Source organism: Lysinibacillus sp. DFXJR4 (assembly GCF_057196045.1).
In genome coordinates this window covers 1,358,001-1,382,460 of record NZ_JBXUNW010000001.1, presented here as the reverse complement: position 1 = coordinate 1,382,460, position 24,460 = coordinate 1,358,001, and the positions used below count along the sequence as shown (strand labels likewise).

Below are 24,460 nucleotides of genomic sequence, written 5' to 3'. Positions count from 1 at the left end.
ATTATCGACCAACTTTTTGATTTTATCGACATTTTAAGCGCCAACAAACAACACAGCCTGTCCAATTGCTATAAAAAAGGCTTCATGCTGAATCGGGCTGCTGCCTTCAATATGAAGTGTAATGTCAAAATGTGTTTCATGAAAAATTGCCTGCCAGCGTGCAATCGTTTGATCTTCAAGAGAAAATACAGACCAGTCTTCCATTTCTTTGTTGAGCTTAATCTTTTGGGAGCCATCTGTAATGATTAAATCAGGAATCATGATTTGCCAGCCTTCATAGGCAATCATATATTCTTTGCCTGTAACGAAATCCTTTCCTTGAAAATGCACGCGCCCACGTCGGGATACCTTTTTACATGTAAAAAGAGGCTGACCAGCGACATCATTGACATCAAACCGCACAAAATAGCGATAATCCATTGTACGGTCAAATGCTTTTTTCAATCCATTGGAATAAACACGTTGAACAGTAGACGATACTTCACCCGCTTCATTTAATATTGCTACTGACTCAGTTGATTCAATCGCCGCTGGTTGTTTGTATGTATAAATCTTCAATAATATTCGCTCCTTCATTACTATTGCTCTCTTTAAGCTATCACAAAATAAGCGTCAAATACAAAAGGTTGTATTTGACGCTTGAATGTTTATTTAGTTTGCTTAGGTACATCTACTGTGAATGATTGGAAGTTCACTTCTTTTAGTGCTGACCTATCAAATGGTATTTTTGTTTCCACACCTTGTACACCACCTTCGCCTGAGGGAAGTGCTAAATAAGGGGTAATCGTTAATTGTTGAACATCATCTGAAATCGGGTGAAAGGATTTAATGCTGCTATAATTCCATACATCATTATCGAAATGACCTTCTCCCCCACCTGAATGCGATGTAATTTCTTTGCCATTCTGATCGGTAATACGGAACTCTATAAACGATGCACCTACTTGTGGATTATCAATTGTACCCTTTTCAGTAGCTTTATAGTCAAGTGCTATACCTGACGGGCTTAATGAAATTTTAGACACATCGAGTTGAATGCCTTCTGCTTGTTGCTGATAATTAACTGGAACATAAATAGTATTCGTAATCTTTTTAACAGGAACGGTAAATTCCCATTTCTCTCCTTCTTTACCTTCTAACATTAAGCCCATTTTAAAGGAATCCGGCATTTGCTCCTTTACATCAAATCTTGCAATAACTGTTTGAACTGTTGGACCTACAACTTTTTTACCAAAGCTTGCAGAATTCGCTACAGGGTTTGCACCATTAATAGTAAGTTCCAGTCCTGCTCCGAAGTATTCAATACTTAATTCCTTTTCAGAATCAATTGTATATCCAACCGTAATATTGGATTCGTCATAAAGGACTTCGTCTATCGTTACAGATATACCATTGATTGTATGCTTTTCTCCAATAAGGCTTGTTAAACCTTGTTCACTAACTTGTTTTAGCCCAAGAAATTCATAGTTACTGAATACCGATCCAACGATTGGTAGCTGCGATAATGTACTTGCGAAAGTGGGTGATACATATGCGGCAGACCCTACCATAATACTAAATGCGGCTGCGACACTTGCTACATATAATAATGGTTTACTTTTTCTTTTCATTTGTAATGGTGATTGTCTCCTATTCGCTTGCTCCTCTGCTTGTTGTATACCCTTTGCAATCGCTGTTCGTACCTCTTCTCTAGGGAATTCAGCCGCATCAAATGACTTTTTCATTAAACGTGACACTCCTTTCTAATTCTCGCTTCAATTGTTTTTTTCCACGATGTAGATACGTTTTAATGGTGCTAACAGGCTTTTCCATTACCTCTGAAATATCTTTCATCGGCAAATCGTAATAATAGAATAAAATAATGGCCATTTGCTGAGAATGGTTTAATTGCTTTATGGCTTCTGATAGGTCGATTGGATTCACCACGACATTTTCTTCTTGCTGTAAACGATTTAATAATTCACGTTCTTCATAAGGAATCATTTTTTGTCCCTTTTTTAGTAAACGGTAGCATTCATGGATTAAAATGCGAAAAAGCCATGTGGAGAAAAATTCCGGTTGCTTTAATTGACCAACACTTAAATAGGCTTTACATGCTGCCTCTTGAATTGCATCCAAAGCATCTTCCTTTTTGCCAACATAAGAAAGCGCGGTATAAAATAGCTTTTCTTCCTCTAAAATAAGTAGCTGCTCAAATGCTTCCTTATCCCCTGCAATAGCCTGTTGGACGATAGAAATATCATGTTCCATGCTGCTTCCCTCCTTTCAATACTTAGAGTCATTCACTAACGTAAAAGGTTTCACTTTCATTAATTTCTTTTTTCTATCTGGCAGTTTGGTTCTTCTATCCTTCACTTTGATGCTTTCATCCATCAGTTTGGCTCATCTATCCTTCGCTTTTCTCGACAATCAAAAAGTAGACTACTTCACCTAAAGTAGTCTACTAAACTCTATTTATCTAATTTAAAGGTTACATCACCAACACCAATTTCAGAGTTGACCTCTAATACAACATTAGCTTTTTCATAGGCTTCATTGACATAGACACCCTTACCTTTTGAAATCAAGCCTTCTATGCTCGAAGAACCTATCCCCTCTTCTGTTGTTAGTTTTACCCCAACCGTTGATGGTAAAATGACAGTAGCTGCACCAACACCTGTTTCAATGTTCGTTTCGAAGCTTTTTTTCCAATCACCACTTAAATCCACAAGTAAATCACCTACACCCGTTTCAATATCTAATTTTTCAAGCTGTAGGCCTCGTAAATTAAGCTCTGCTGTTGAGGCACCTGTTTCAATAGAGAGATCCATTGGAATATCCTCATTTAGTTCGATATCCCATGTATTTTTCATTTTTCCAAGACGGATGTTCGTTGAGCCTTTATGTTCGACCTCTACAGTTCCTGTCTTACCCTTAAGATCATAATGTACCTGTGGCGCCAATTTTTTAATATTATATTGAGCGGTGCCTTCAATCCAATCCTTGGCGCCCTTTTTTACAATTAATTCTCCTACACCAAGATTGATATCAACCTCTAACTTTTCTGCTTTATCCTTTTCCACAAGGAGCGTTTCATCTCTGGTCTTTTCGGGGAAAACTGAATAGCACCCCGATAAAAGCAATAAGGAAGCACCCATCATGACGCCAATTCCAATTATTTTTTTCAATTTTATTTCCTCCCACTATATAATTTACCAATAAATTCATTATATAGGAATACAAAATAATAAAAACGACCCTCCGCTTTAAATTCGTCTAAGACCTGAGACGTAGATAAGACTCATTCAATACGAGAAAATATCTGAAGATTTGTAAGGAGAAAATTGATTTCCATCATGATCAAAAGCATCGATTATTAGCTGTGAAGGAGTTACGGTCGCCTCTAATTCCACTGGCACTAATTGCGCACCATTCGAATCAATGGCTATCTCCATACGCTTTGAGCCAGTGTTTATTACTAATTTTTCGATATGATGATTTGCCAATAAAGGTATAACAATAAAGTGGTTTTCTCGAAAATAAAGGATGTTCATATAATCCAATTCACTTTGTATATTATACTCTAATGCATATCCTTTTCCATCATGCTTGAAAATTGAAATTCCCTTTATATTATCCCTTGAAAAATAGCCTATTCTATAAGGAGGGATCGTTAATGTATCATGCATTATCATGGTATTAGGTTGGAAAGGACCCCAGTGTATTGCCTGTTGAATTTCCGCTTCATTTTGTACATAAACACGATCTCCAATTCGTTCAGACATATTCCCCAAAATGGCAATAATGATAATGATACATAGTAGTAATCGCCAATACCATTTTTTCTTGATTGCCCATAAAGCATAGATAAATAATACGATGCTCGAAATTAATCCAACTACCATCCAAGGTCGTTGTAATGCCGTATAATCTTTCACCACACCAGACTTTTCTGGATAAATAACCGCTGAGGCGGACTGTATTACATTATCATGCTGTTCAAGCATTGTCTTCAAACCGAACAACAGACATCCAGTAATGAGGATGGTAAGAATAAGAGGCATAAACGACCTTCTAGTATTTTTTTCATTGATTTTTTGAAAGGTTTTCAGCTGTTGCTCCTGAGAAAACGTAGCATCCTTATACAAATTATTCATGGCACTATGAATCTGATCCATATTCAAATCCCTCCTCCATAAGCGTTAGTCCTACCATTTGACGCGCTCGCCTTAATCTTGACTTAACAGTATTTTCGGGTAGCTTTAACAGATGCGCAATTTCCTTTAATGAAAACTCAGCAAAATGAAATAATAGTAGGACATCTTTATATTTGATTGGCAATTCCTCGATGGATGCGACAAGCATTGCCTCCGCTTCATTATCAAGTACTTCCTTCTCAGGATTATTGGAAAGGCTTATGAATTTGCCCCAAAAATCAATGACTTGAATTTTTTTATAGCGCCAGCTTGAAAGATAACTATGGCAATTATTAATGGTTATACGATATAAATAGGTTTTAACAGAAGCTTCCTCACGAAATTGTTCCATTTTTTCGTAATATTTCACAAATGTATCTTGCACTAAATCCTCTGCCACAGTCCAATTTTTCACATATGTATAACATATGCGCAATAAATAATCGCCATAAGTTGTCATAGCACGAGATAGATGAGCATCCTTTTCCTCTTTTATCACCTTTATCATCCCCCTCGCTTCACTTTCTTGAGAAGCATTTATAGTTAGACCCTCGACTAACGAAAAAGTTTCATGAAAAATAAAATTTCATGAAACTTGCTTAATCTACTATTTAATTTCCTTCCACTAAGGCTTTTAAATTGGCGAGTGATGCCTCATAGCCACTCATATTTATCACAACAGTAGTGCCCTTTTGTGCTTCCTCTAATAATATGGCAATCAAGGTTTCTTCTACATCTAAGAAAAACGAAAATTCCTGATTCTGTATGACATTTTTGATTGTTAATATCATCGGTAATTTTTCAGTTAGTCCATTATGAGCATTTGGCATTAATGTGAAGATTATTTTTTCACCAGCCACCAATGATGGAATCTGCCATGTAGAGCCTGGAGCATACCATTGTGACAACTGCTGTTCATCCGTTATAGCTTGCCAAATCTTATCAATACCTGCATCAATCCAAATCGAACTATTTTCTTTCATTCATGACACCTCCATTTACAGAACATTCCTCTTTCCACTATTTTATCCTATTAATGGAATGGATAACAGCTTTCCGTTATCTCTGTTGATATCAAATCCCAATTAATCACAAGCTTTGTTGGTAGACCTATATAAATTCAATGCACCGAGTGCAACGATTCCTGCTATACTGTCCATTGCTAGCTGATGACTTGATAAAATAGTAACCATAAAGCCATATAAGGATGGAGCAATCACAATAAATAGTTGATTGATGGTTAAAGCTGCACTTACAGTTAAGCCGACATAATGTGGATTGGATCTCTCTGTCACACATGTGATGAACAAAGAATACCAACCAAGTGCTATAAACCCGAATAAAAAGCAATAAATAATCATAAAGTTTTTGAAATGTAGAATGAGTGGTAAACTAATAGCAAATATTACCGTACTTAACATCACTATGATTAATAATGGTTCACGCTTTTGTGCAAATTGGTCACTGATCCACGCAAGGCCTACTCTCCCTATCATCCCACCAAGCAAAATAAGGCTTAAATAGAAACCTGCCTCTGTTAATGAATAATCCCCTTCCTCATGTAAGTATCCCATGAAGTGGGCAATAAGAATCATTTGTAAGGTCATCATTACAATTCCTACTATATAAATAGGATATAGGTCTTTATTATTTTTTATGGCCTTGATCTTATCACTAAATGTAAAAGTTGAGCCTGCTACCTCTATATGATTTTTAGGTTCTTGATATATCAGTAAAAAAAGGAGGCCACCAGCTATTGCTACAATACCTTGCATAAGGTGAACCGAGGATAGATAAAAATGATTGTACATATACGTTAGAACAGTCGATGCTAGGGCACCACCAATTGGGATGCCTGTTTGACGAATGCCAATTGCTAGCCCTCTATGCTTGTCTGGAAACCATTTCACAATGGCCGTACTCCCCCCAGTTTGTGCACTACCATACCAGATTCCGACAACTACTAATACAAGAAGTAATGTCGTATAATTGTTGACGGAGACAAGTAGTAATGCTGACAGCCCTAATAATATGGAGCCCCAACCAATAATTTGCTTTTCTCCTTTTTTATCCATCAAGTAGCCAAAAATGAGCATCGAGAAAATTGGACCTATATTGACGGCTGAAACAATCAGCCCTGTTTCGAAAGATGATAAATGCCATTCAATTTGATAAAACGTGGCAATTGGCCCCATTCCATATGTGACAAACGTTGCCGCTGTTTGTGAAAGCGTAGCCACTAGTAAGATAACCCATTTAAAATATGTTTGCATAAAACCCTCCAAAAGCATTACACTACTTTATTTGTGCGTATAATTTTATTTACCTAGAGTTTACGCCCGTTACTCATATGCGTAAAATGGAGGAAAATGATAGGGTCTATCAAAATATTTAATAGGTGTGTGACAATAGATATGAATAGAGAAGAAATTGCCTTAAAAATTGAGCTATTGGAGAGGCAGAATTTAAGTAAATCCGCTGAAATAACGAATTACACACAATCAGCATTAACATCAAAAGTGAAGAAAATGGAGGCAGAAATTGGGCAAGAGGTTTTTAAACGAACAACACAAGGCTTAAAAATTACCGATGTAGGTATTCAATATTTACATTTTTTAAAGTTAGTTGCACAAGAGTATGAGGCCTTTTTACAAGCTATTGGACCAGCTCAAACAACCATCCACTTCGGCACTTCTCATACGACAATCAAAATTTATGGTGCACCCATTATGAACGCACTCCAGACCAATAATAGCCTTATCGATGTAGATTTCACAGTTGAATCCAGTACATCATTAAATCAAAAAGTACACAATTCCGAGATGGATTGTGCACTGACAAGTAATCCGATTACACATTATCCTGACTTAAACTATGACCTGATTGCTACAGAAACATTTGAAGTGATTTCGAATAATCAGCAGCTGATTGATTTTAAGCGGCGTACACCTGTAACATTGCTTGTGCTAAGTAAAGGCTGCATGTATTCACGGGCTATGGTGGAATGGCTAAAAAATGAGAACATCCCTTTTACTATCAAAGAAATTAAATCCGTCAGCAGTATTCTCGATTTTCTACAAATAGACAATACAATTGCTGTGTTAAATACAAAATTAATTCACCTTTATAATTATTCAAACATTCACTTTTACGATTTAAAAGGGCTTAATAAAATTATCGAAACGGTCTTTATTTATAAAAAGAATATTCAGCAAAACTCACCCATTCTTCAATTAAAAAAGATTATTGAGTCTTTACTTGAAGCCAGTTGAAAATTGCAAGGGCAAACCTTAACATGGCTATGCTCTTGCAAATGTTTTACCTCATGGAACTAGCCATCTTTTTAATGCAGCTACGAAAACCATTTGAACCAAATGCCAAAAAGAGCTTGGTTTTGACCAAGCTCTTCTTTAGTCCTGATTATCTTCGTTCCGCCTGTATTCTAAAATATCCCCTGGCTGACATTGTAAAGCTTCACAAATCGCCTCTAAAGTTGAAAATCGAATCGCCTTTGCTTTACCATTTTTCAAGATAGATAGATTCGCCATCGTGATGCCAACCTTTTCTGAAAGTTCTGTTACGCTCATTTTCCGTTTAGCTAGCATTACATCAATATTAATGATCATCGCCATAGTATTCACCTCAAACCGTTAAATCATTTTCTGATTTGATATCGATGGCATTTTTTAAGAGCTTTTGAAGCACAGCAGCAAAGACTGCCACGATAAAGGAAGCAAGAATAATGACCATACCGATGATAATAAGCCCAGGAGCATCATCTACTTCCGCAACATAGTATATCATTGGCATGGCTACCACGTATAGACTACTAATAATGATTGCACAGTATTTGATAGTAATTAAAGCTTTGACGGATCGTTCTGAAAAAGCAATATTTTGATCAATATAGCTTAAAAGTTTTATAGTCGTATACAGGGCGATAAAATAAGCGATTGCCGTTGCATAGACAACAATGACAGCGAATAAAGTTGTTTTTGGAAAATGCTGTGCTGCTTTTATTGCCACTCGAGGCACCACTAAAATACATAAGGAAAGAACGGGCAATCCCATTAAAAAAACAGCGATCTTTAAAAAGAGTGTTTCACGTTTCAACAAATACACCTCATCACGGATTTATTGTAAGTTTGATTGTAGCACCACTTTTATCGATTTACAATAAATCATTATCGATTTAGAGCTTATTTTTATTGTTTTTTTCTAAACATTTTATTACTCCATCTTTGAGGTAAAGCAAAATGATGTACCTGCTTTGCTTGATTCCAGTGTGTAGTGTAGCTGAAGAACCATAGCGATATCCTCGATAATCTGTAACCCTAATCCGCAATGTTTGTGGTTTTTTTCAAAGCCAATCCCATTATCTATCATCTTAATCATTCCATTATCAATTATAACCATAAGCTTTGTGGCTTTGGAATGTTTTAAGGTATTTTGAAACACATTATCAAATAAACGCTGTAACCATAATTCATTACTCATCCACAATAATTCTGATACATTTAGTTGAAAGCTTAATTCGATTGAATGAATGGTAAATAAATAGCGCCATTTGTCTATCATTGTCTCCAATAATTTCGGCAGACTCACTTCCTCTTTTATAATATAAGAGCTTTCCACTGTATCAATGGATTGAAACGATAATTCATTTGTTAAGTTGGCAATATAGTGAATCTGCTCATTTAATGACTCTACCAAATCTGGCTGGTCCTTTAGGGAATCTTCTACATAAAATAATTGTAATCGAATCGCTGTGAGTGGTGTATTGATATCGTGTCTTAGCTTTTGAAGAAGCTCCTTTTGCAATCGTTGTTGTTGCTCCAATTCTAGTTCCCGATAGGTAGTTCGTTCAATTAAAATATTGACAGATTGGATAAGCTGTCCAATTTCATCCTCACTGCTAACTTCTAATGTATGGGGTGTTCTTTCATCACTTGCTAAGTCACGAATTACTTGATGGAGCATGTTAATTTTCGTAAGCAATGAATTAATTGATTTTGTGTCCTGATTTTTCGATTTAAAGGCAAACTCATAGAGAATGGACATCAATACACTTATTCCTAATAATACAATTGGAACACTGATAATAGCAGAAAATAATAGAAAGCGATATTTTGTTTTTAATGTCATTGTCGTATATAGGTATTTAAACGATACCCTTCCCCGTAAATATTTTGAAGAATAGTACCTGTAGGATCATCCATTTTTGTTCTAATTTTTTTAATATGGACATTGATGATATTATGATTTCGATCCTCCAGCGGCCATAGGTAGTCAAAAAAATGATCCTTCGATAACACTCTATCTCGGTTGTCAAACAAATAAAAGAAGATTTTACGCTCTATAGCAGTCAAAACAATTTCTTCATGAATATTATGCTTAAATACCTTTCGCTGCTCTGTACTAATCAAGAGGTGCTGAATTTGTATCAAAGAGCCATAATGCTGCTTGAGCATTTTTTGCATTCGTAAAAGAAGCTCTCTCGGTTCAAAGGGCTTTGTCATATAATCTTCTCCAACTGTTAACCCCTCTAGCTTACTCTCAATGTCATTTCGAGCTGACAGAAAGATAATAGGAATAGGTAAGCCTAAGCCTTTAATAAACGTTGTCAGCTGATAGCCATCCTCTCCTGGTAGCATAATATCCATGATTACTAAATCAATTTGATGGATAATATGTACAATATCCTTACCGCTTGTTTTCCATACTACCTCATAGCCTTCACGTTGGATTATTTTTTGCAGTAAATGACCAATCGTTTGATCATCCTCTACTATTAAAATGGTAAAACCCTTCATTTTATCGACCTTTCTTTGCTGTCTACTTTCTCTTCCATAAATGCCATAGCAAGTTGATAAATCTCATCTGGTTTATATAAATAAATGCTATGGGAACCTCTTACTTCTTTCACATCTGCCAAATTTATTTGCTCAGCAAAATTTCTGTAATCCTTGCGCTTTTGTTTTGTATATTTATTTTCCTCTGCAATGGCATCAATAAATAATATCGGTGTATTCTGAGGTTTTGGCAACTTTTCTGATTGTAAACTATTTTCGTAGACTTGTAATAGTTCATTCTTCATATTATTATTAAAAAATTGTTTATAGGACAACGCTTGATAAATAGCTTTTTCTTCCTTTGTTAAAAAGGATTGCCTCATTACTTGTGGGTTATAAACTTTCGAGGGTGTTAGACGATGCAAGCCTATTTTCGTTAATAGATTGATCCCCTTTATCATCCATGTATCCATTTGGCCCATTTTATGTTTCACATATTGACCCGGCAAACCAATATCAAGTCCAATGATACCCTTAATTTCTTCAGGGTGTTTTTGTGCCCAATAGATAGCTTCAACACCCGAGATTGAATGTGGAACTAAAACATAAGGGGGCTTATTGCCACTTTGTAGAAGAGCTGCTCTCGTTTGCTCTAATATAGTATCAATATCTCGGTTATCATCTGTAATATCACTAAATCCATAGCCTGCTCTTTCGATAACAGCAATTTTATGCTCCTGTGAGAATTTGCTATAAAGCCCTTTCATCTCATACATAGGAGCAGCAATGCCAGAGCCTGCCATAAAGACATAGGTATCATCACCATGCCCCTCCGTATAGACATTGATTTTTTGATGTTCAACCTCAACCAATGTACCCTTATTCTTTAAAATAACCGCTTCTCTATATAGCTGAATTTGATGATACACACAAATAGCGACTATACCAAGCAAAAAAAATGCTCCTACATACACTAGAATTTTCTTAATTTTTTTCATATAATTCTCCTTTCAATTGTTATTTGAAAGGATACACGGTAAAAATAAATTTCTGATTAATTTTTATAGAAAAAGCTGCCTAAAATTTTTTAGACAGCTCCTACTTATGATTCTGGATAGATCGATTGAATGATTTATACTTCTTGCTCAAGTGAAAGCTTTTGTTGGAGGTTATGATAGATCCCTTGACGTTGCATTAACTGCTGATGATTGCCCTGCTCGACAATTTCCCCCTGTTGAATAACGAGAATTTGATCGGCACTCTCAATCGTTTTTAAACGGTGTGCAATGACAAAGCTAGTGCGCCCCTGCATCAAATGCTGTAAGCCCTTTTGAATATCGACCTCTGTTTGCGTATCGACACTTGATGTCGCTTCATCCAAAATTAAAATATCTGCATTTTCCAAAATTGCCCGGGCAATAGCAAGTAATTGTCGTTGTCCCTGACTTAAATTTCCGCCTCCTGCATGTACTGGCGTATCATACTGGGCTGGTAAGTATTTAATAAAATTATGAGCATTGGCTATTTTCGCTGCTTCCTCTACCTCTGCGTCTGTCGCATCTAGCTTACCAAAACGAATATTTTCCCGAATAGTCCCAGAAAATAAATACGTATCCTGCAATACGACTCCTACTCTTTGACGGATTGTAGCCATTTTGTAGTTCTCAATGTTTTGGCCATCAATCAAAATTTCACCTGCATCCACATCATAAAAACGTGTAAGCAAATTGATAATAGTCGTTTTTCCTGATCCCGTTGGTCCAACAAGTGCTATAGTGTCACCAGCTTTAGCATGAAAGCTTATATTTTTCAGGACTGGCTTCTCTGGTAAATAACTAAAGGACACATGTTGAAATCTCACATCTCCTTTTAAAGATTGGATATCAATAGCCTGTGGTTTATCCGTCACCTCTGATGATTCATCTAAAATTTCAAAAACACGCTCTGCTCCTGCGATTGCTGACTGGAAGGTATTTAATAGATTGGATAGCTGATTTAGCGGACGGAAAAATTGACGTGTATACGTGACAAATGCCGCAATGACACCGATAGAAACAAACCCTTGCACTGATAAAAATGCCCCTGTTCCAATAACAACGGCTAGACCTAGGTTATTCATAAAGTTATTAATTGGACCAAGAAGGCCTGATGTAATTTCTGCTCGCTGTGCCGAGTTGCGTAAATTTTCATTTTGTTGATAGAATGTGGCAATTGTTTGCTGTTCCTTTCCAAAAAGTGTGACAACTTCCGCTCCTGTAATCATTTCCTCAATATAGCCATTAAGTTTGCCTAAATCACGTTGTCGTGCTGCATAGTTTTTACTGCTACGTTTCACAATTTGCTTTGTCGCGAAAACAATAAGCGGAATAATAATTAATGTGACAATGGCTAACTGCCAGCTAAGAGAAAACATCGCAATGCTAACACCAATCACTGTTAAAATGGATGAAACAATTTGGGTCACACTTTGTGCAAGGGCTGTATTTAAATTATCAATATCATTTGTGACACGGCTCATTAAATCACCAAGTGCACGCTGATCAAAAAATTTTAGGGTGAGCGTTTGAAGTTTTTTAAATAATTCGAGTCGCAGTGTGCGAATGGTTTTCATCGCTACATGAATCATGACGTATGTTTGCAGCCAGGTAAAAATAGAGGCGATTGTAAAAATGACGGCTAAGACAATCCCGAGACGAATCGTTCCAGCAATGTCCTTTTTCATAATATAGTCATCAACGATATGTCCAATCATATAGGGGCCTGCTAAGCTTAAAAATGTTGAGGCGATGACAAAAAATATAGAGAAATAAAGCCCTATTTTTTGTAGCTTCACATACTGCCATACACGGTATATTGTGACCTTTTGATTTTTAGCCTTTTCAGTTGGACCACTCATACGAGGTCCACGTCCAAAATTCATTTGCTTTGGTTGATTTTGATTCATGATTGTTCACCAGCCTTTTGCTGTGAAGCAAAGATTGCTTGATAGGATTTATTATTCTGTAATAATTCTTGATGAGTGCCCTGACCAACAATTTCGCCATCCTCTAATACAAGAATGATATCTGCCTGCTGAATCGAAGCGATTTTTGAGGCGACGATAAATGTTGTGGTATTTTGATATTGTTCATGAATAGCTTGTTGCACATGTTTTTCAGAGGCACTATCCAATGCTGATGTAGTATCATCCAGCACTAATATAGCTGGCTGCCTGATTAGTGCACGGCTTAAGGCCAGTCGTTGCTTTTGTCCACCAGAAAGATTCGTTGCTCCCTGTGATAATTCATGTGCGATGCCTTTATCAAGTCGTTCTACAAATTCTGTAGCACATGCGGCATCCAATGCTTTTTGTAGTTCTTCAGTTGTTGCATTTTCCTTACCTACACGAATATTTTTCTCAATCTCACCTGAGAATAGTAGTGCTTTCTGAGAGGTAAAGCCAATATGCTCACGTAAAGTTGACAATGCATACGACTTTATTGGCTTTCCATCCAAGTGTATTTCACCACTAGTAGGGTCGAATAAGCGAGGTAAAAGTTTTACCAGCGTGGATTTTCCACTCCCCGTTTTGCCAATGAGACCAATTGTTTGTCCTGTCTTCACGGAAAAGGTAATGTTTTTGAGGACATCCTCTGCCGTTTCATAATAACGATAGCTGACATTTTGAAAATCAATTGCACCATGGATTGGAGTAGCAAGTGCATTTTCTGCTTCTTTCACTGTCACCTCTTTATTTAAAACATCTATGATGCGTTCACCAGAAGGGATTGCACGGGCAATTTGCATTAGCACCATGCTTGAAGACATCAAGCCATTCAAGATGATTGTTAAATAATTGATAAAAGCGAGTATGACGCCTACCTGTAATGTTCCTGCCTCCACTTTAATTGCCCCAAGCCAAAGTGCTGCAACAATGCCCAAGTTGACCACAAACATAGTAAAGGGTACAAGCACACCAACAATTTGCTCGGCTGTAATAAAACGCTTTGTCAGTGCATCATTATGTTTACTAAATTGTTCAATTTGCTGTGTTTCACGACGAAAGGCTTTGATCACACGAATCCCTGCTAAATTTTCCTGTAGCTTTGTATTCACTCCATCAATGGCCTCTTGTACTCTGCGATATAGCACACCTGAATACTTCGTAAAAAAGTACATAGCTATGATTAACATTGGTACAATAATCAGGAGTATGGAAAATAGTTCTCGAGCAGTGACAAAGACAATTATAACTGCACCAATAAAGAGCAGTGGCCCACGTACAAAAATACGCAACGTCATCATAAACGCGCGTTGAATACTCTCCACATCACTTGTTAATATCGTAATAAGCTTTCCTGTTGTGAAATTATCACGTTCCTTTGCTGAATACGTCATCATTTTCTCATACAATGACTGGCGAACATCAGAAGCAAAATGAATCGCTGCCTTGGAACTATAATATGAACAACCAATTCCACCAAAAAGTCCAAGCACCGCACTTACTAACATCCATATGAACATTTTCAGCACATATGGATTATCACCATTAACAATGCCTGTATCAATCATATGCTGCATAATTGTGGGCTGAAGTAAATCCATCGTTACCTCTAGCACCATCAGCAGCGGTGCAATCAATGTAAAAAATTTATAGGGTCCTAAATAGCGCCCTAATTGTTTAATTGCCTGCATTCCTTCGACTCCGTTCCTGTTAAATCATTCGTTTCTCATTATAACTGAAAATCATTCCCAATTGCGAAGAAGTTTTTCGAGTCTCGTAATATTTTGCTAGATTATGTCTTTGTAGACTCTTGAATACTATGGAATCATAAGCCTTCTCTCCCATTTGACAGCCACTACTATGCTCTGTCAATAACCACCACTCTACATTCAATTTGCAGACTATCGAAAACCTCTCTACAGCATACAATTGTATACAAAAGTATACAAACCGTCAATATCAACCTAATTGCCAGCTAAAAAAACCACGAAAGCTTTTGCTCACGTGGGTTCTCCTTTTGCATTTATCAAAGTTGTTATCTTCTACTTGTGATACATTGATCGAAATCCGTTTTGCATAAGCCCATAACTTCATAGTCTTTAAATCCTTATACGAACAATCAAGGCCAAACTAATTACCGTTATCCATTTTTGTGTCTAGAGTTGCAATAAGGATTTTGCCCCTTGCAATTTTTAATTATTTTTTCTGGAAGCAAGATAAGGTAGTTTTACAAAGCCTTTTAAAATTTCTAGAAAAAATCTTTTGTGCTAGTTGCTCTTTTGCTGGATGAATCCCAAGTAATAGTACAGTACAAGGCCCAGCACTTTTCTCAGTATTTAAGACACTTTCAACCTGTAATTCACCAAAAAGTCGGGTAAACTCTGCTTGTAGCCCCTTTGAACCGACAGGCCAAACTTGCTGAACAATTTCCTCTTTCCATGCATGATAAATAGCTTGAAGCTGTGCAACATCCTCGGGCTGCGCAAGGACTTCATTGCCTACAAGTGGCAGTCCATACGTATACCAACGAAGGTGCTCAAGCTCATAGGATGAACGTTTTTGCAGCTCACCAAGCATTGTAACCGCTAAAGCAGATTGTAAAGTTGGCATATTGGATTCTGTACTACCATCTATCTGCGGGCATATTAGACCAGCCTCCACAAAAACCTGCTGTATGCCTGCTACATAACGAGACCAAGCAGCATCCCCTGAAAAATTTGCTAGTATAATATGCGTAGGTAATGCATTTGCTGCAAGCTGCTCTAAAAATGTCACACGCGCTGTAAAGTAAGCCGTGAGCTTATCTGAAGCTGACACAATATCTTGTGGCTTTTCACCAATTGCTGCAGTATTATCTGTAGTCGCAATAAGCCCGCCTATTTTCACTGCATTTCTCAATGTACTCGCCCACCCTTACGAACAAACACCTTAGAAAGTATCGGCATGACAACGGCTACAATAACCAAATTAATAAACGTTGCTAACGGAAGACTAGTCAGCGATGCCCAGTAGAATGCTGGACTTATGATAAAATAAAATGGTAATGGTGCTACCACACCATTTAAAAAAAGTGCCACAGGCCATTTCCAGAAATGCAGGCCTTTTTTATGCATTATTCCAAATATCCAAACGACGATAACCATTTCTACTGCGATGATAATATGTAATGGTCCAAATGGGAATCCAGTCGTTAAAGCTGTAATAAAATGCCCAATGCCTCCTGCAACTCCTGCTAATACTGGCGATAAAAATACAACACTTAAAAATGCAGGGGCGGAGTCCAATGCAGCAGTCGATATAATTGCTGGAATTTTAATCACCGCTCCAACAGCACAGATAGCGGCTACCATTGCAGTGAGCGTCAATTTCGTCAATCTTTGTCGATTCATTCCATTCCCTCTTTTCTGTCTTATTTAATTTGCTCTGCGATACCATACCATATGCGTATGACACGTTCTGCTTCAGCAAACAAAGCTTGATACAATCGCCCACAAGTATCACGTAGTAATCGTGCCTGCTTTTCCATCGGCACAACCCCGCGCCCCATATCAGTAACTATGATATACAATGTCCTATTTTCCTCTAGAGCCTGTAGTCTTGTTAACATGGCTTTGACAAGAGCCTCATCCTCCTCAAGATTTTGTGTGACAAGCCACTTTTCAAGGCCTTTGATAACTAATACATCACATTCAGGAATAGATTCAGGTAAATAACCATCAACTAATACAGCCTCTTGATCTTCAAGCAATGTCATAACATAGTCGGTTTTTCCATTATAGGCTCCTCCAATAAAGACATGCATCTATTTCCCTCCTCCCAAGCTTTCCTTGAAAATGTTAAAGTAAACATTTTATCATGTGGCACATTATACGTCCAAAAGGGCTGCTCCACTGGGGCAAATTCTACAAGTAATGCTCGAATAACGCCACCATGTGCAACCACATAATAGTTATCTTCATCCCTTGGTAGCGCAGAAAAACCATCTTTCACACGCTGACAAAATGCAGCAAAGCCTTCCCCATTTGGTGGTGGAGACAAAACAGGGTTGTCTAACCATGCACAATACCTGTGGTCAGATTTTAACTCCTCATATGTTTTTCCTTCAAACTCCCCAAAGTTGGACTCTCGAAGTCGCCAATCAGTTATGTAAGTAGCATTCGGAAAATAATGAGCAGCAGTTTCCCTACATCGTCGCAAATCACTGCCATATACTTTCATAACATTTTTATCTACAATCGATAGTTTAGATATATCAGCTAATGATGCGTCCGTCCAGCCAAGATAACGCTTTTCCAAATTCTCTTTTGTTGGTGCATGCCTCATTAAGCGCACAATAACAATGTTATCCACAATACTACCTCCATTCCCTCAATGGAAGCGCCTAGTAAATCACCAGAAACGCCACCAAAGTTGCGCATTGTAAATTGTCGGAAAACCACAAGGGCAATAGCTAAAACCACTAGAAGCACAATTGGGACAAATGTAAAGCCTGCAATAAGGAAGACGATTGTATATGCGACAATTAATGTAATAAGCATGAAACTAATTAGTACATATTGCTTAATATGAGATTTAAAAAAGTAGGCAAGCCCTTTTTCTTTTGAACATTTTAGTGACATAAAATAAAAGCTCATACCTACTCTCGTTAATAAAGGGATAAAAATAAGCATCCAAAGTGCGAACTTATGCTGTACCAGTAATTCATGCAGTATGACAAATTTTCCAAGCACTAAAAATAACACAGAGAGCACACCAAATGCGCCGACACGCGGATCATCCAAAATTTCTAATCGCTTCTCACCATCCCGATACGAAAAATAAGCATCTCCCATATCAATAAATCCGTCTAAATGTAAACCTCCAGTGAATAAAGCAAATAGCCCAATAATCACAAAGGACAGTAATATTTCACTGCTTGCCGTCCATTCCGTTAAGCTATAGATCACTGCCGCCGTTGCCGTACCCATTAATGCACCTACCCATGGCAAAAAGGCGAACATCCCTGTAACAGTTCCTTTTGTTAATGATAGTTCTTTATGTACCGGCAAAACTGTAAAAAACTGTAATGCGAGTAATAGGCTCTGCCAGAAATTTTTCATCGTCTTGCCTTCCTTCATTTTAGATTCAAGGACATCATTTCCATTTTTTTACGATACTATAATTTACTTCATAGGCTTCCGCTGCCATCGAAACAATCCACTGATGGAAATTCCCTAGCATTTGTCGGTATAATTCTACCTCTTCATTAAGATACGGAGGCTCATCAAATAATTCATTGGATACAACTATTAGCATGATCTTTTTGCTAAGTAATGATTGTACAGCTATTTTTAAATCGCTTAGCTTCCTCTCTAAGCAGCCCGGTTGCGCTACACATGGCGTTCCTTTATCAAAGCCCTCATAAAAAGCATTTGTTAGCCATGTTGTGACGCAATCCCATAAAACGACATCACCATCTCTTAGACTTTGGAGCGAATCTGCCATCTTATACGGGGCTTCAATCGTTAGCCATTGGATTCCTTGAGATTGCCTATCAGCCTGATGACGCTGTATTCGTTTCTCCATTTCATGATCCAGCGCAATTCCTGACGCAATATAAACAAGATGCTGTGCTTGCATCGATTCCGTATAATAATGCGCAATCGCCATTTTTTCTGCAAAATGGGATTTACCACTGCGTACTCCACCAGTTATGAAAATCAATGGCAATGTAAACACCTCCTATTGCAGATGATAAATCGTTCCTATCTCTTTCACATGCCATTGCTGTTCAAGATGTTCCACTTTCGTAACGCTTGTCCCGTTGATAAATGGCTCTGCCCATAGCTGATCTATACTACGATCTAAAATAGCATTAATCATGCATTTAATTGTGACAGCATGAGAAACAATTAAAACATTGTCTTGCGGGTATTTTTCTGCAATTTTCTTCAGCGTAAACATTGCCCGTTCTGTCACTGCACCAAAGCTTTCGGTATGAGTAGCAACAAATTGAGCGGGATAATTCATGTATAATTCATACTCTGAGCAGTGTGTTTTTTGAATTTCCTCCATCGTCTTCCCTTGCCAGTCTCCTAAATAAATTTCTCGTAAATCATTTTCATAAAAAATTGGGAGCTGGCGATCACCAACAAGAATATGAAGCGTCTCCATTGCCCGACCACTTGAACTACTAAATGCTGCAGCAAAGGATATATTCTTTAAATATTCTTGTAGCTTTTTTGCATGTAAAACTCCCACTTCGGTTAATGGTGAATCTAACCACCCCTGTAAACGATACTCCTTATTCCACATCGTTTCACCATGTCTTACTAGATAAAATGTTGTCACTCTTCTCACTCCTAATTTGCTTTAAACCAAGTCTGCAAACAGTTATGTAAATAAGTCATAGCCGTAATATCTTTTATACCAATACGGAACCATTCGCCATTTAATCCTAAAAAGTTATGAGTATGGCGCAGCACGACACCCTTCGATAAACAATACGTAAAAAAGGCATCTGCTGACTGATTTTTGGGTAATGCAAAGCATATATAATTGGTTACACTATTCGTCACCTGACAACCGTTTTCTTGTAAGTAACTTTGTAATGTGTCTCGCTGGTTTCTCGCATAGGTAATAGCTCGCTGACAATAATATTGTTCATCTAAGCACCCCGCGCCTATAACAAGTGCAAAGGCATTTAAATTCCAATGAGCAAGCATGCCCTTTAGCTCTCCTACAACTACTGGGTTTGCAACTAAATAGCCCAATCGCAACCCTGGAATAGCATACATTTTTGTCATCGAACGTACAACAAGCACATGAGGGTTTTTCGCTACATGTCCGATTAAAGAGTACCCTTCATCCACCCAGTCAATAAAGGCTTCATCAATAACAAGCTCACAATTTACGCTTGCTCCATGAATCATTAACTGTTCCAGCTCTACTTTTTGAGGTAGCACACCTGTCGGATTATTGGGCGTACAAATATAAAGAGCATCTGCATTTACCATTTCTCGCTTTAATTGTTCCATCGGTAATGCATATTGGACAATATCCTCTACGATAATCGGTACAATATTTGCGCCAACAGCTTGCAATGTTCGTTCATATTCAGAGAAAGTTGGATGAACGATAATAACACGCTTACAAGCATAGCGTCTAGCCAATACAGCAAAAAGTTCAGATGCCCCATTTCCAAGTAAAATAGAATCTTTTATCACATGATGAAAAGCTGCAACCTTTGTAAGGAATGGCTCACCATCTGGATCAGGATATCGTTGAATAAGCGGATAAAATGTTCGCCAGCGTGCCTCCACAAACGGAGGCGGCCCTGCTGAATTAACATTTTCGCTAAAATCATAGACATCTTCTGGCATAACAAGCCCTAACTGCCGATAGACATTTTGTGGATTCGCTCCATGATTAGGTAATTGCAAATATTAACACCTCCACTGCTAACATAACAAGTGTAAAGAGCAATGTCGCTATTCTCATATGTATAACGGATGTAGCGATATGCTCCTTTGTTAAGGGTACTAATTTTTCCCCCATAATTGCTCGGTGTGAGACAACCCCATGGTAGGAGTTTCTACCACCTAGCTCTACCCCTAGCTGCACAGCTGTTGCTGCCTCTAAATAGCCACTGTTAGGACTAGGGTGCTTCTTGGCATCCTGTGCCCAGCGTTTTAAACGTTTTCTAAGGGATACATCTGTTTCATTTTTTGTACCCAATACAATGAGTAGACCTGTGATACGACTCGGAATAAAATTAAGAACATCATCAAGCTTCGCTGAGAACATGCCAAAGTCTTTATATTGATCATTTTTGTAGCCAACCATCGAATCTAAGGTGTTAACAGCCTTATAGCCCCATAAACCAATGGCACCAAATAAAAAAGCATAGAATAACGGGGCTGTTACACCATCACTTGTATTTTCTGATACTGTTTCCACGACACCACGCACAATCTCATCCTCACCTAGATTATCAGTGTCTCGTCCAACAATCCAAGATAGCTTTACACGTGCTTCGGCAAAATCACCCTTAACAAGCGGTTCATATACTGCCATTGCAGCCTCCTTTAAGCTTCGCTGAGCCAGTCCAATACCAATAAGAAGCCCTTCCACCACAATGCCCAATAGCAAGCTAATTTGGTAGCTTATTAGCAGAATAGCCGTAACTACAAACATGGTCGTGCCCACAACAGCGAGTGCCATGACCATGCCGCGGAATTTTCTCATTTTCCCTTTATTCCATAATTCCGTTTGAGCTTGAATAAGCTTTCCAATCCAACGAACTGGATGAGGCAGTTTAGGAGGATCACCTACTAGTAAATCAAAAACAAGCCCGATGATACAGGCAATGACCAATGCCAACATCACAAATTCCCCTCTTTATCTTTTTTATATTTTTGAATCGCCTCTCGCATTGTCACATATACACCATGACCTATCACTTTTCCTAGCATTGTAATCGGGCCCGCATATTGATGGTACTCCCCTTCTTCTGTCGAGGCAATAAGCAAACTATCTGTTGATGTTCCAGTAGCAGGCGTACCAGTTGTAGGGTCGATAATACCCTCATCAATAATAGCCTTAACCTTTGCCTCTGTTGTAGAGATCATCGCCTGAAATAAAGCTTCATCTGATAGCTTTCCATTAATCATGACCCAAGTATTAATGGTGCCCGCATAATATTGCTCCTGCCGATGATAGGCACGCGTAATATCTACGGCATTGCCGAGTCCAGCCGTTATCATAACAACTAGGTGGATGCCTTCAACGGTAAATTCCCGAATTGTTGCAAATTTAGCATAGACAGCCGTCATCATTGCCACTGTGCTATCAATTGGAAAACCCTCTTTATGTAAAAATTGTTGTAATTCCAGATGTGGCTTCCGTTCGTCATACGTCTTCGGCACTGATCGATTCATGAAGTGTGTATAATAGCCAAAGCCTGGATTGTGCATAGCTGAGGATACAACCTTCATCGGCGAAGCTGTTTGCAGAGCAACATAATGTTCGAAAATATGAATATCTTCCTTACGAAGTACGGGCATTTCATAAAGCCTCCTACTAAAATTAGAACCATTCTTTATGACGATTACAGCCATAAAAAAACAAATTCTTACAAAGAAGAATTTGTACTGTCCAATTTTTAAATTAATAATAAACTTCAAATTTGAAACTTCTGAATTTTTGTACAGCATTACAACTTCATACTACTCAAATTATTTATTTTCTTTGAAATTGTATCATAAATTTATGTTTTATAACAATTTAATTTCTTGATACACTTATTGTCTTTGTTTTAAATTTTTAAAACGAATTACAGACCCGGCAATGATAAATACCCAGCCAATTCCGATATAGACAAATTTCATAGTTTTTGTCGAGGATGGTAAAACATCCATGATTGTTAGACAAACAAATAGTATCCCAACCACTGATAACAGCATACCAATTGATAAATTTTTCAATAGAAAGCCCTCCTATCTATGTACGTCCTCGATTTTACCGTATTCTAGCTAAAAAGAAAACACTAATCCAGGTAAGGATTAGTGTTTATTTCCTTATGCTTGCACATGTGCAAAAAATTCTCCATAAAGTGCTTGTAAAATTTTGTTTTCAAATTCTTGGAGCACACCAAATACTAGACTTACTTCTGATGAACCCTGATTAATCATCTCAATGTTTGCACCTGTTTTGGAAATCGCAGTAGCAGCACGTGCCGCTAGACCTGTATTGTTCCGCATACCTTCGCCAACGATAACAATCATTGAAAAACCATGACGCATTTGCACATCATCTGCCTGCAATTCATTTTTCACGCGTGTCAAAATGCGTGCTTCATTTTCTGGTGTCAATTGATTTGAACGCATTATAACAGAAATATCGTCTAAACCAGACGGTGTGTGTTCATATGAAATATTTTCATCCTCTAAAATTTGTAACAGCTTACGGCCAAAGCCTACTTCACGATTCATTAAATATTTAGAGACATATAAAGTTGAAAAGCCACTGTCTGCCGAAATACCTGTAACCGGACGACCTGTTGCAGGACGGCTTGGTACGATACGAGTACCTGGGGCTAAAGGATTATTTGTATTTTTTATGTTAACTGGCACCCCAATCTTATAGACAGGCATCAGCGCTTCATCATGGAACACGGAAAAGCCTGCATAGGATAATTCACGCATTTCGCGATACGTAATTTCTTTAATTTCCACTGGATCATTCACGACTTTCGGATTCGCAGAGAACACACAATCCACATCCGTAAAGTTTTCATAAAGCTCTGCCTCCACAGCTGCTGCGAGAATAGAGCCTGTAATATCGGAGCCACCACGGTCAAATGTACGCAATACGCCCGCTTTAGTGTAACCGAAGAAACCTGGGAACACAATAATTTCTTTTGTGTTTTTGAGTGGTGCTAAATTGATATAAGCCTCGGGTAATGCAAAAGTGCGTTCTGGTAAATCATTGACCACCAATCCCTCTTTTGGACTTACATATCGTGCTGGCATACCAATCGAATTGAAATATGCTGCGATAAGCTTAGCATTATTGTCTTCACCTGCAGCTTTAATGCTATCAATAAATAATTCCTCATTGGATTTATCGCCCTGTACACGCTCACGTAGATCCTCCGCAATCACGTCACAAATGGCATAATCTAATGCCAAACCATCTGCAATTGCCTTAAAACGGTTGACAACAGTTTGGATTTTCTCTTCAGTATCTTCATTTTTTACGGCTGCCATTGCTAAATGAATTAATAAATCAGTTACTTTTATATCATCCCCAGAGCGTTTCCCTGGCGCTGAAACGGCAACAATTTTACGTGCCGGATTAGATTTTACAATGTTTGCTACTTTTTGAATTTGTTCTGCACTTGCTACAGATGTTCCACCAAATTTACATACGATCATATCTATCAAATCCTAACTTTTTGAAATAATTGTATTCCTCCAAAAAACAATTGAATGTACACAGTGTACAAATTATCGTTCCCCACGTCAATACAATTTAAAAAATTCACGCAATTTACCGATAGAAAATGGACAATTTTCGCACTGTTTGATTTATTATACGGATTTCATACGAAATAGTTAAGGTTTTTACAAATATTTTTTGTGAAATTCATATAATCGTACAATTCTTCGTCTGAATCAGCTTAAATCATCGAATTTCCGGAAATTATCGTCATTAGGACATGTGTTGGCTTTACAAAAGTAGTTGCAAGATTCTTCCCCTGATTTTGTTCCCATTTTGACAGAGTGTTATGGGTTTCTTCTATATAAATAAAAGAAAACGCTTACCTTATTATGATATGCTGAGAAAATAGTGATGTTTGTGCTATTTTAAACAACATTCGCAATTGGAGCCGAGCAATTCTTTGATCTTCCTGAGCGGCTTTCCCGGGGACCTGAGCGATTCTTTGGCCTACCCGAGCGACTTTCTCTGGGACCTGAGCGATTCTTTGGCCTTCCCGAGCGATTTTCTTGCGGACCTGAGCTGTTCTT

At 37.8% G+C, this 24,460-nt stretch carries 28 protein-coding genes; 1 reads left to right on the top strand and 27 read right to left on the bottom strand.

Going from position 1 to position 24,460, the window contains the following annotated elements; translation table 11 throughout:
• Window positions 1-33 precede the first annotated feature (33 nt).
• The 8 genes from AC2CGN_RS06995 to AC2CGN_RS06960 all read right to left on the bottom strand — a co-directional run bounded on the left by AC2CGN_RS06995 (window position 34) and on the right by AC2CGN_RS06960 (window position 6,448).
• Window positions 34-558 carry a tubby C-terminal domain-like protein gene (locus tag AC2CGN_RS06995; RefSeq protein WP_484512899.1) on the bottom strand — a complete coding sequence of 175 codons (525 nt, stop codon included), beginning with the start codon at window positions 556-558 and terminating at the stop codon, window positions 34-36.
• A gap of 89 nt (window positions 559-647) precedes the next feature.
• Window positions 648-1,724: a DUF4179 domain-containing protein gene (locus AC2CGN_RS06990; protein ID WP_484512897.1), complete on the bottom strand. Its 1,077-nt coding sequence runs from the start codon at window positions 1,722-1,724 to the stop codon at window positions 648-650.
• Window positions 1,708-2,250, bottom strand: coding sequence for a sigma-70 family RNA polymerase sigma factor (locus AC2CGN_RS06985; protein ID WP_484512896.1), 543 nt, complete (start codon window positions 2,248-2,250; stop codon window positions 1,708-1,710). The genes AC2CGN_RS06990 and AC2CGN_RS06985 overlap by 17 nt, the downstream gene beginning before the upstream one ends.
• A 200-nt stretch (window positions 2,251-2,450) precedes the next feature.
• The gene (locus AC2CGN_RS06980; protein ID WP_484512894.1) at window positions 2,451-3,167 is read right to left on the bottom strand and encodes a toast rack family protein; all 717 of its coding nucleotides are present in this window, start codon (window positions 3,165-3,167) and stop codon (window positions 2,451-2,453) included.
• Between the two features lie 117 nt (window positions 3,168-3,284).
• Window positions 3,285-4,157, bottom strand: a complete 873-nt coding sequence (locus AC2CGN_RS06975) for a hypothetical protein (protein ID WP_484512893.1) — start codon at window positions 4,155-4,157, stop codon at window positions 3,285-3,287.
• Entirely contained in the window at window positions 4,141-4,674 is a 534-nt protein-coding gene (locus AC2CGN_RS06970; RefSeq protein ID WP_484512891.1) for a sigma-70 family RNA polymerase sigma factor, read from the bottom strand. The genes AC2CGN_RS06975 and AC2CGN_RS06970 overlap by 17 nt, the downstream gene beginning before the upstream one ends.
• 112 nt (window positions 4,675-4,786) lie before the next feature.
• Window positions 4,787-5,158 carry an SRPBCC family protein gene (locus AC2CGN_RS06965; RefSeq protein WP_484512889.1) on the bottom strand — a complete coding sequence of 124 codons (372 nt, stop codon included), beginning with the start codon at window positions 5,156-5,158 and terminating at the stop codon, window positions 4,787-4,789.
• 102 nt (window positions 5,159-5,260) lie between these two features.
• Window positions 5,261-6,448 (bottom strand): MFS transporter, encoded by a 1,188-nt coding sequence (locus AC2CGN_RS06960; RefSeq protein ID WP_484512887.1) that lies wholly within the window; start codon window positions 6,446-6,448, stop codon window positions 5,261-5,263.
• Between the two features lie 129 nt (window positions 6,449-6,577).
• On the opposite strand from AC2CGN_RS06960, the gene AC2CGN_RS06955 reads away from it, so the two are divergent.
• Window positions 6,578-7,447, top strand: coding sequence for a LysR family transcriptional regulator (locus tag AC2CGN_RS06955; protein WP_484512885.1), 870 nt, complete (start codon window positions 6,578-6,580; stop codon window positions 7,445-7,447).
• Between the two features lie 138 nt (window positions 7,448-7,585).
• Here the strand turns inward: AC2CGN_RS06955 and AC2CGN_RS06950 are convergent, their stop codons facing one another.
• The 19 genes from AC2CGN_RS06950 to AC2CGN_RS06860 all read right to left on the bottom strand — a co-directional run bounded on the left by AC2CGN_RS06950 (window position 7,586) and on the right by AC2CGN_RS06860 (window position 23,866).
• Window positions 7,586-7,807 (bottom strand): helix-turn-helix domain-containing protein, encoded by a 222-nt coding sequence (locus AC2CGN_RS06950; protein WP_054771737.1) that lies wholly within the window; start codon window positions 7,805-7,807, stop codon window positions 7,586-7,588.
• A gap of 10 nt (window positions 7,808-7,817) precedes the next feature.
• Window positions 7,818-8,288, bottom strand: a complete 471-nt coding sequence (locus AC2CGN_RS06945) for a DUF2975 domain-containing protein (RefSeq protein ID WP_484512883.1) — start codon at window positions 8,286-8,288, stop codon at window positions 7,818-7,820.
• A 117-nt stretch (window positions 8,289-8,405) separates the two neighbouring features.
• Entirely contained in the window at window positions 8,406-9,320 is a 915-nt protein-coding gene (locus AC2CGN_RS06940) for a sensor histidine kinase (protein ID WP_484512881.1), read from the bottom strand.
• Window positions 9,317-9,988, bottom strand: coding sequence for a response regulator transcription factor (locus AC2CGN_RS06935; RefSeq protein WP_484512880.1), 672 nt, complete (start codon window positions 9,986-9,988; stop codon window positions 9,317-9,319). Before AC2CGN_RS06935 ends, AC2CGN_RS06940 begins: the two co-directional genes overlap by 4 nt.
• Window positions 9,985-10,965: an alpha/beta hydrolase gene (locus AC2CGN_RS06930; RefSeq protein ID WP_484512878.1), complete on the bottom strand. Its 981-nt coding sequence runs from the start codon at window positions 10,963-10,965 to the stop codon at window positions 9,985-9,987. The genes AC2CGN_RS06935 and AC2CGN_RS06930 overlap by 4 nt, the downstream gene beginning before the upstream one ends.
• Window positions 10,966-11,099: 134 nt before the next feature.
• On the bottom strand, window positions 11,100-12,911 hold the full coding sequence (locus AC2CGN_RS06925; protein WP_484512876.1) for an ABC transporter ATP-binding protein: 1,812 nt from the start codon (window positions 12,909-12,911) through the stop codon (window positions 11,100-11,102).
• Window positions 12,908-14,641 carry an ABC transporter ATP-binding protein gene (locus tag AC2CGN_RS06920; RefSeq protein ID WP_484512874.1) on the bottom strand — a complete coding sequence of 578 codons (1,734 nt, stop codon included), beginning with the start codon at window positions 14,639-14,641 and terminating at the stop codon, window positions 12,908-12,910. The genes AC2CGN_RS06925 and AC2CGN_RS06920 overlap by 4 nt, the downstream gene beginning before the upstream one ends.
• A 505-nt stretch (window positions 14,642-15,146) precedes the next feature.
• Complete coding sequence (locus tag AC2CGN_RS06915; protein WP_484512873.1) at window positions 15,147-15,848, bottom strand: hypothetical protein; 702 nt, start codon at window positions 15,846-15,848, stop codon at window positions 15,147-15,149.
• Window positions 15,845-16,339, bottom strand: a complete 495-nt coding sequence (locus AC2CGN_RS06910; protein ID WP_484512871.1) for an ECF transporter S component — start codon at window positions 16,337-16,339, stop codon at window positions 15,845-15,847. The genes AC2CGN_RS06915 and AC2CGN_RS06910 overlap by 4 nt, the downstream gene beginning before the upstream one ends.
• A gap of 20 nt (window positions 16,340-16,359) precedes the next feature.
• A complete protein-coding gene (locus tag AC2CGN_RS06905; protein WP_484512869.1) occupies window positions 16,360-16,752 on the bottom strand; it encodes a bifunctional adenosylcobinamide kinase/adenosylcobinamide-phosphate guanylyltransferase in 393 nt (130 codons plus the stop codon).
• Window positions 16,701-17,300, bottom strand: a complete 600-nt coding sequence (locus AC2CGN_RS06900) for a histidine phosphatase family protein (protein ID WP_429981526.1) — start codon at window positions 17,298-17,300, stop codon at window positions 16,701-16,703. Before AC2CGN_RS06900 ends, AC2CGN_RS06905 begins: the two co-directional genes overlap by 52 nt.
• Window positions 17,273-18,049, bottom strand: coding sequence for an adenosylcobinamide-GDP ribazoletransferase (gene cobS / locus AC2CGN_RS06895; RefSeq protein ID WP_484512867.1), 777 nt, complete (start codon window positions 18,047-18,049; stop codon window positions 17,273-17,275). Before cobS ends, AC2CGN_RS06900 begins: the two co-directional genes overlap by 28 nt.
• Before the next feature lie 34 nt (window positions 18,050-18,083).
• Entirely contained in the window at window positions 18,084-18,668 is a 585-nt protein-coding gene (locus AC2CGN_RS06890; protein ID WP_484512865.1) for a bifunctional adenosylcobinamide kinase/adenosylcobinamide-phosphate guanylyltransferase, read from the bottom strand.
• 3 nt (window positions 18,669-18,671) lie between these two features.
• Window positions 18,672-19,280, bottom strand: a complete 609-nt coding sequence (locus AC2CGN_RS06885; protein ID WP_429981523.1) for a histidine phosphatase family protein — start codon at window positions 19,278-19,280, stop codon at window positions 18,672-18,674.
• An 11-nt stretch (window positions 19,281-19,291) separates the two neighbouring features.
• Window positions 19,292-20,371, bottom strand: coding sequence for a pyridoxal phosphate-dependent aminotransferase (locus AC2CGN_RS06880; RefSeq protein WP_429981522.1), 1,080 nt, complete (start codon window positions 20,369-20,371; stop codon window positions 19,292-19,294).
• Complete coding sequence (cbiB, locus tag AC2CGN_RS06875; RefSeq protein ID WP_286923103.1) at window positions 20,358-21,314, bottom strand: adenosylcobinamide-phosphate synthase CbiB; 957 nt, start codon at window positions 21,312-21,314, stop codon at window positions 20,358-20,360. The genes AC2CGN_RS06880 and cbiB overlap by 14 nt, the downstream gene beginning before the upstream one ends.
• Window positions 21,314-21,994, bottom strand: a complete 681-nt coding sequence (locus AC2CGN_RS06870; protein WP_429981521.1) for an adenosylcobinamide amidohydrolase — start codon at window positions 21,992-21,994, stop codon at window positions 21,314-21,316. The genes cbiB and AC2CGN_RS06870 overlap by 1 nt, the downstream gene beginning before the upstream one ends.
• A 237-nt stretch (window positions 21,995-22,231) precedes the next feature.
• A complete protein-coding gene (locus AC2CGN_RS06865; RefSeq protein ID WP_054771733.1) occupies window positions 22,232-22,414 on the bottom strand; it encodes a hypothetical protein in 183 nt (60 codons plus the stop codon).
• Between the two features lie 93 nt (window positions 22,415-22,507).
• Window positions 22,508-23,866: an aspartate kinase gene (locus AC2CGN_RS06860; protein ID WP_484512862.1), complete on the bottom strand. Its 1,359-nt coding sequence runs from the start codon at window positions 23,864-23,866 to the stop codon at window positions 22,508-22,510.
• Window positions 23,867-24,460 lie beyond the last annotated feature (594 nt).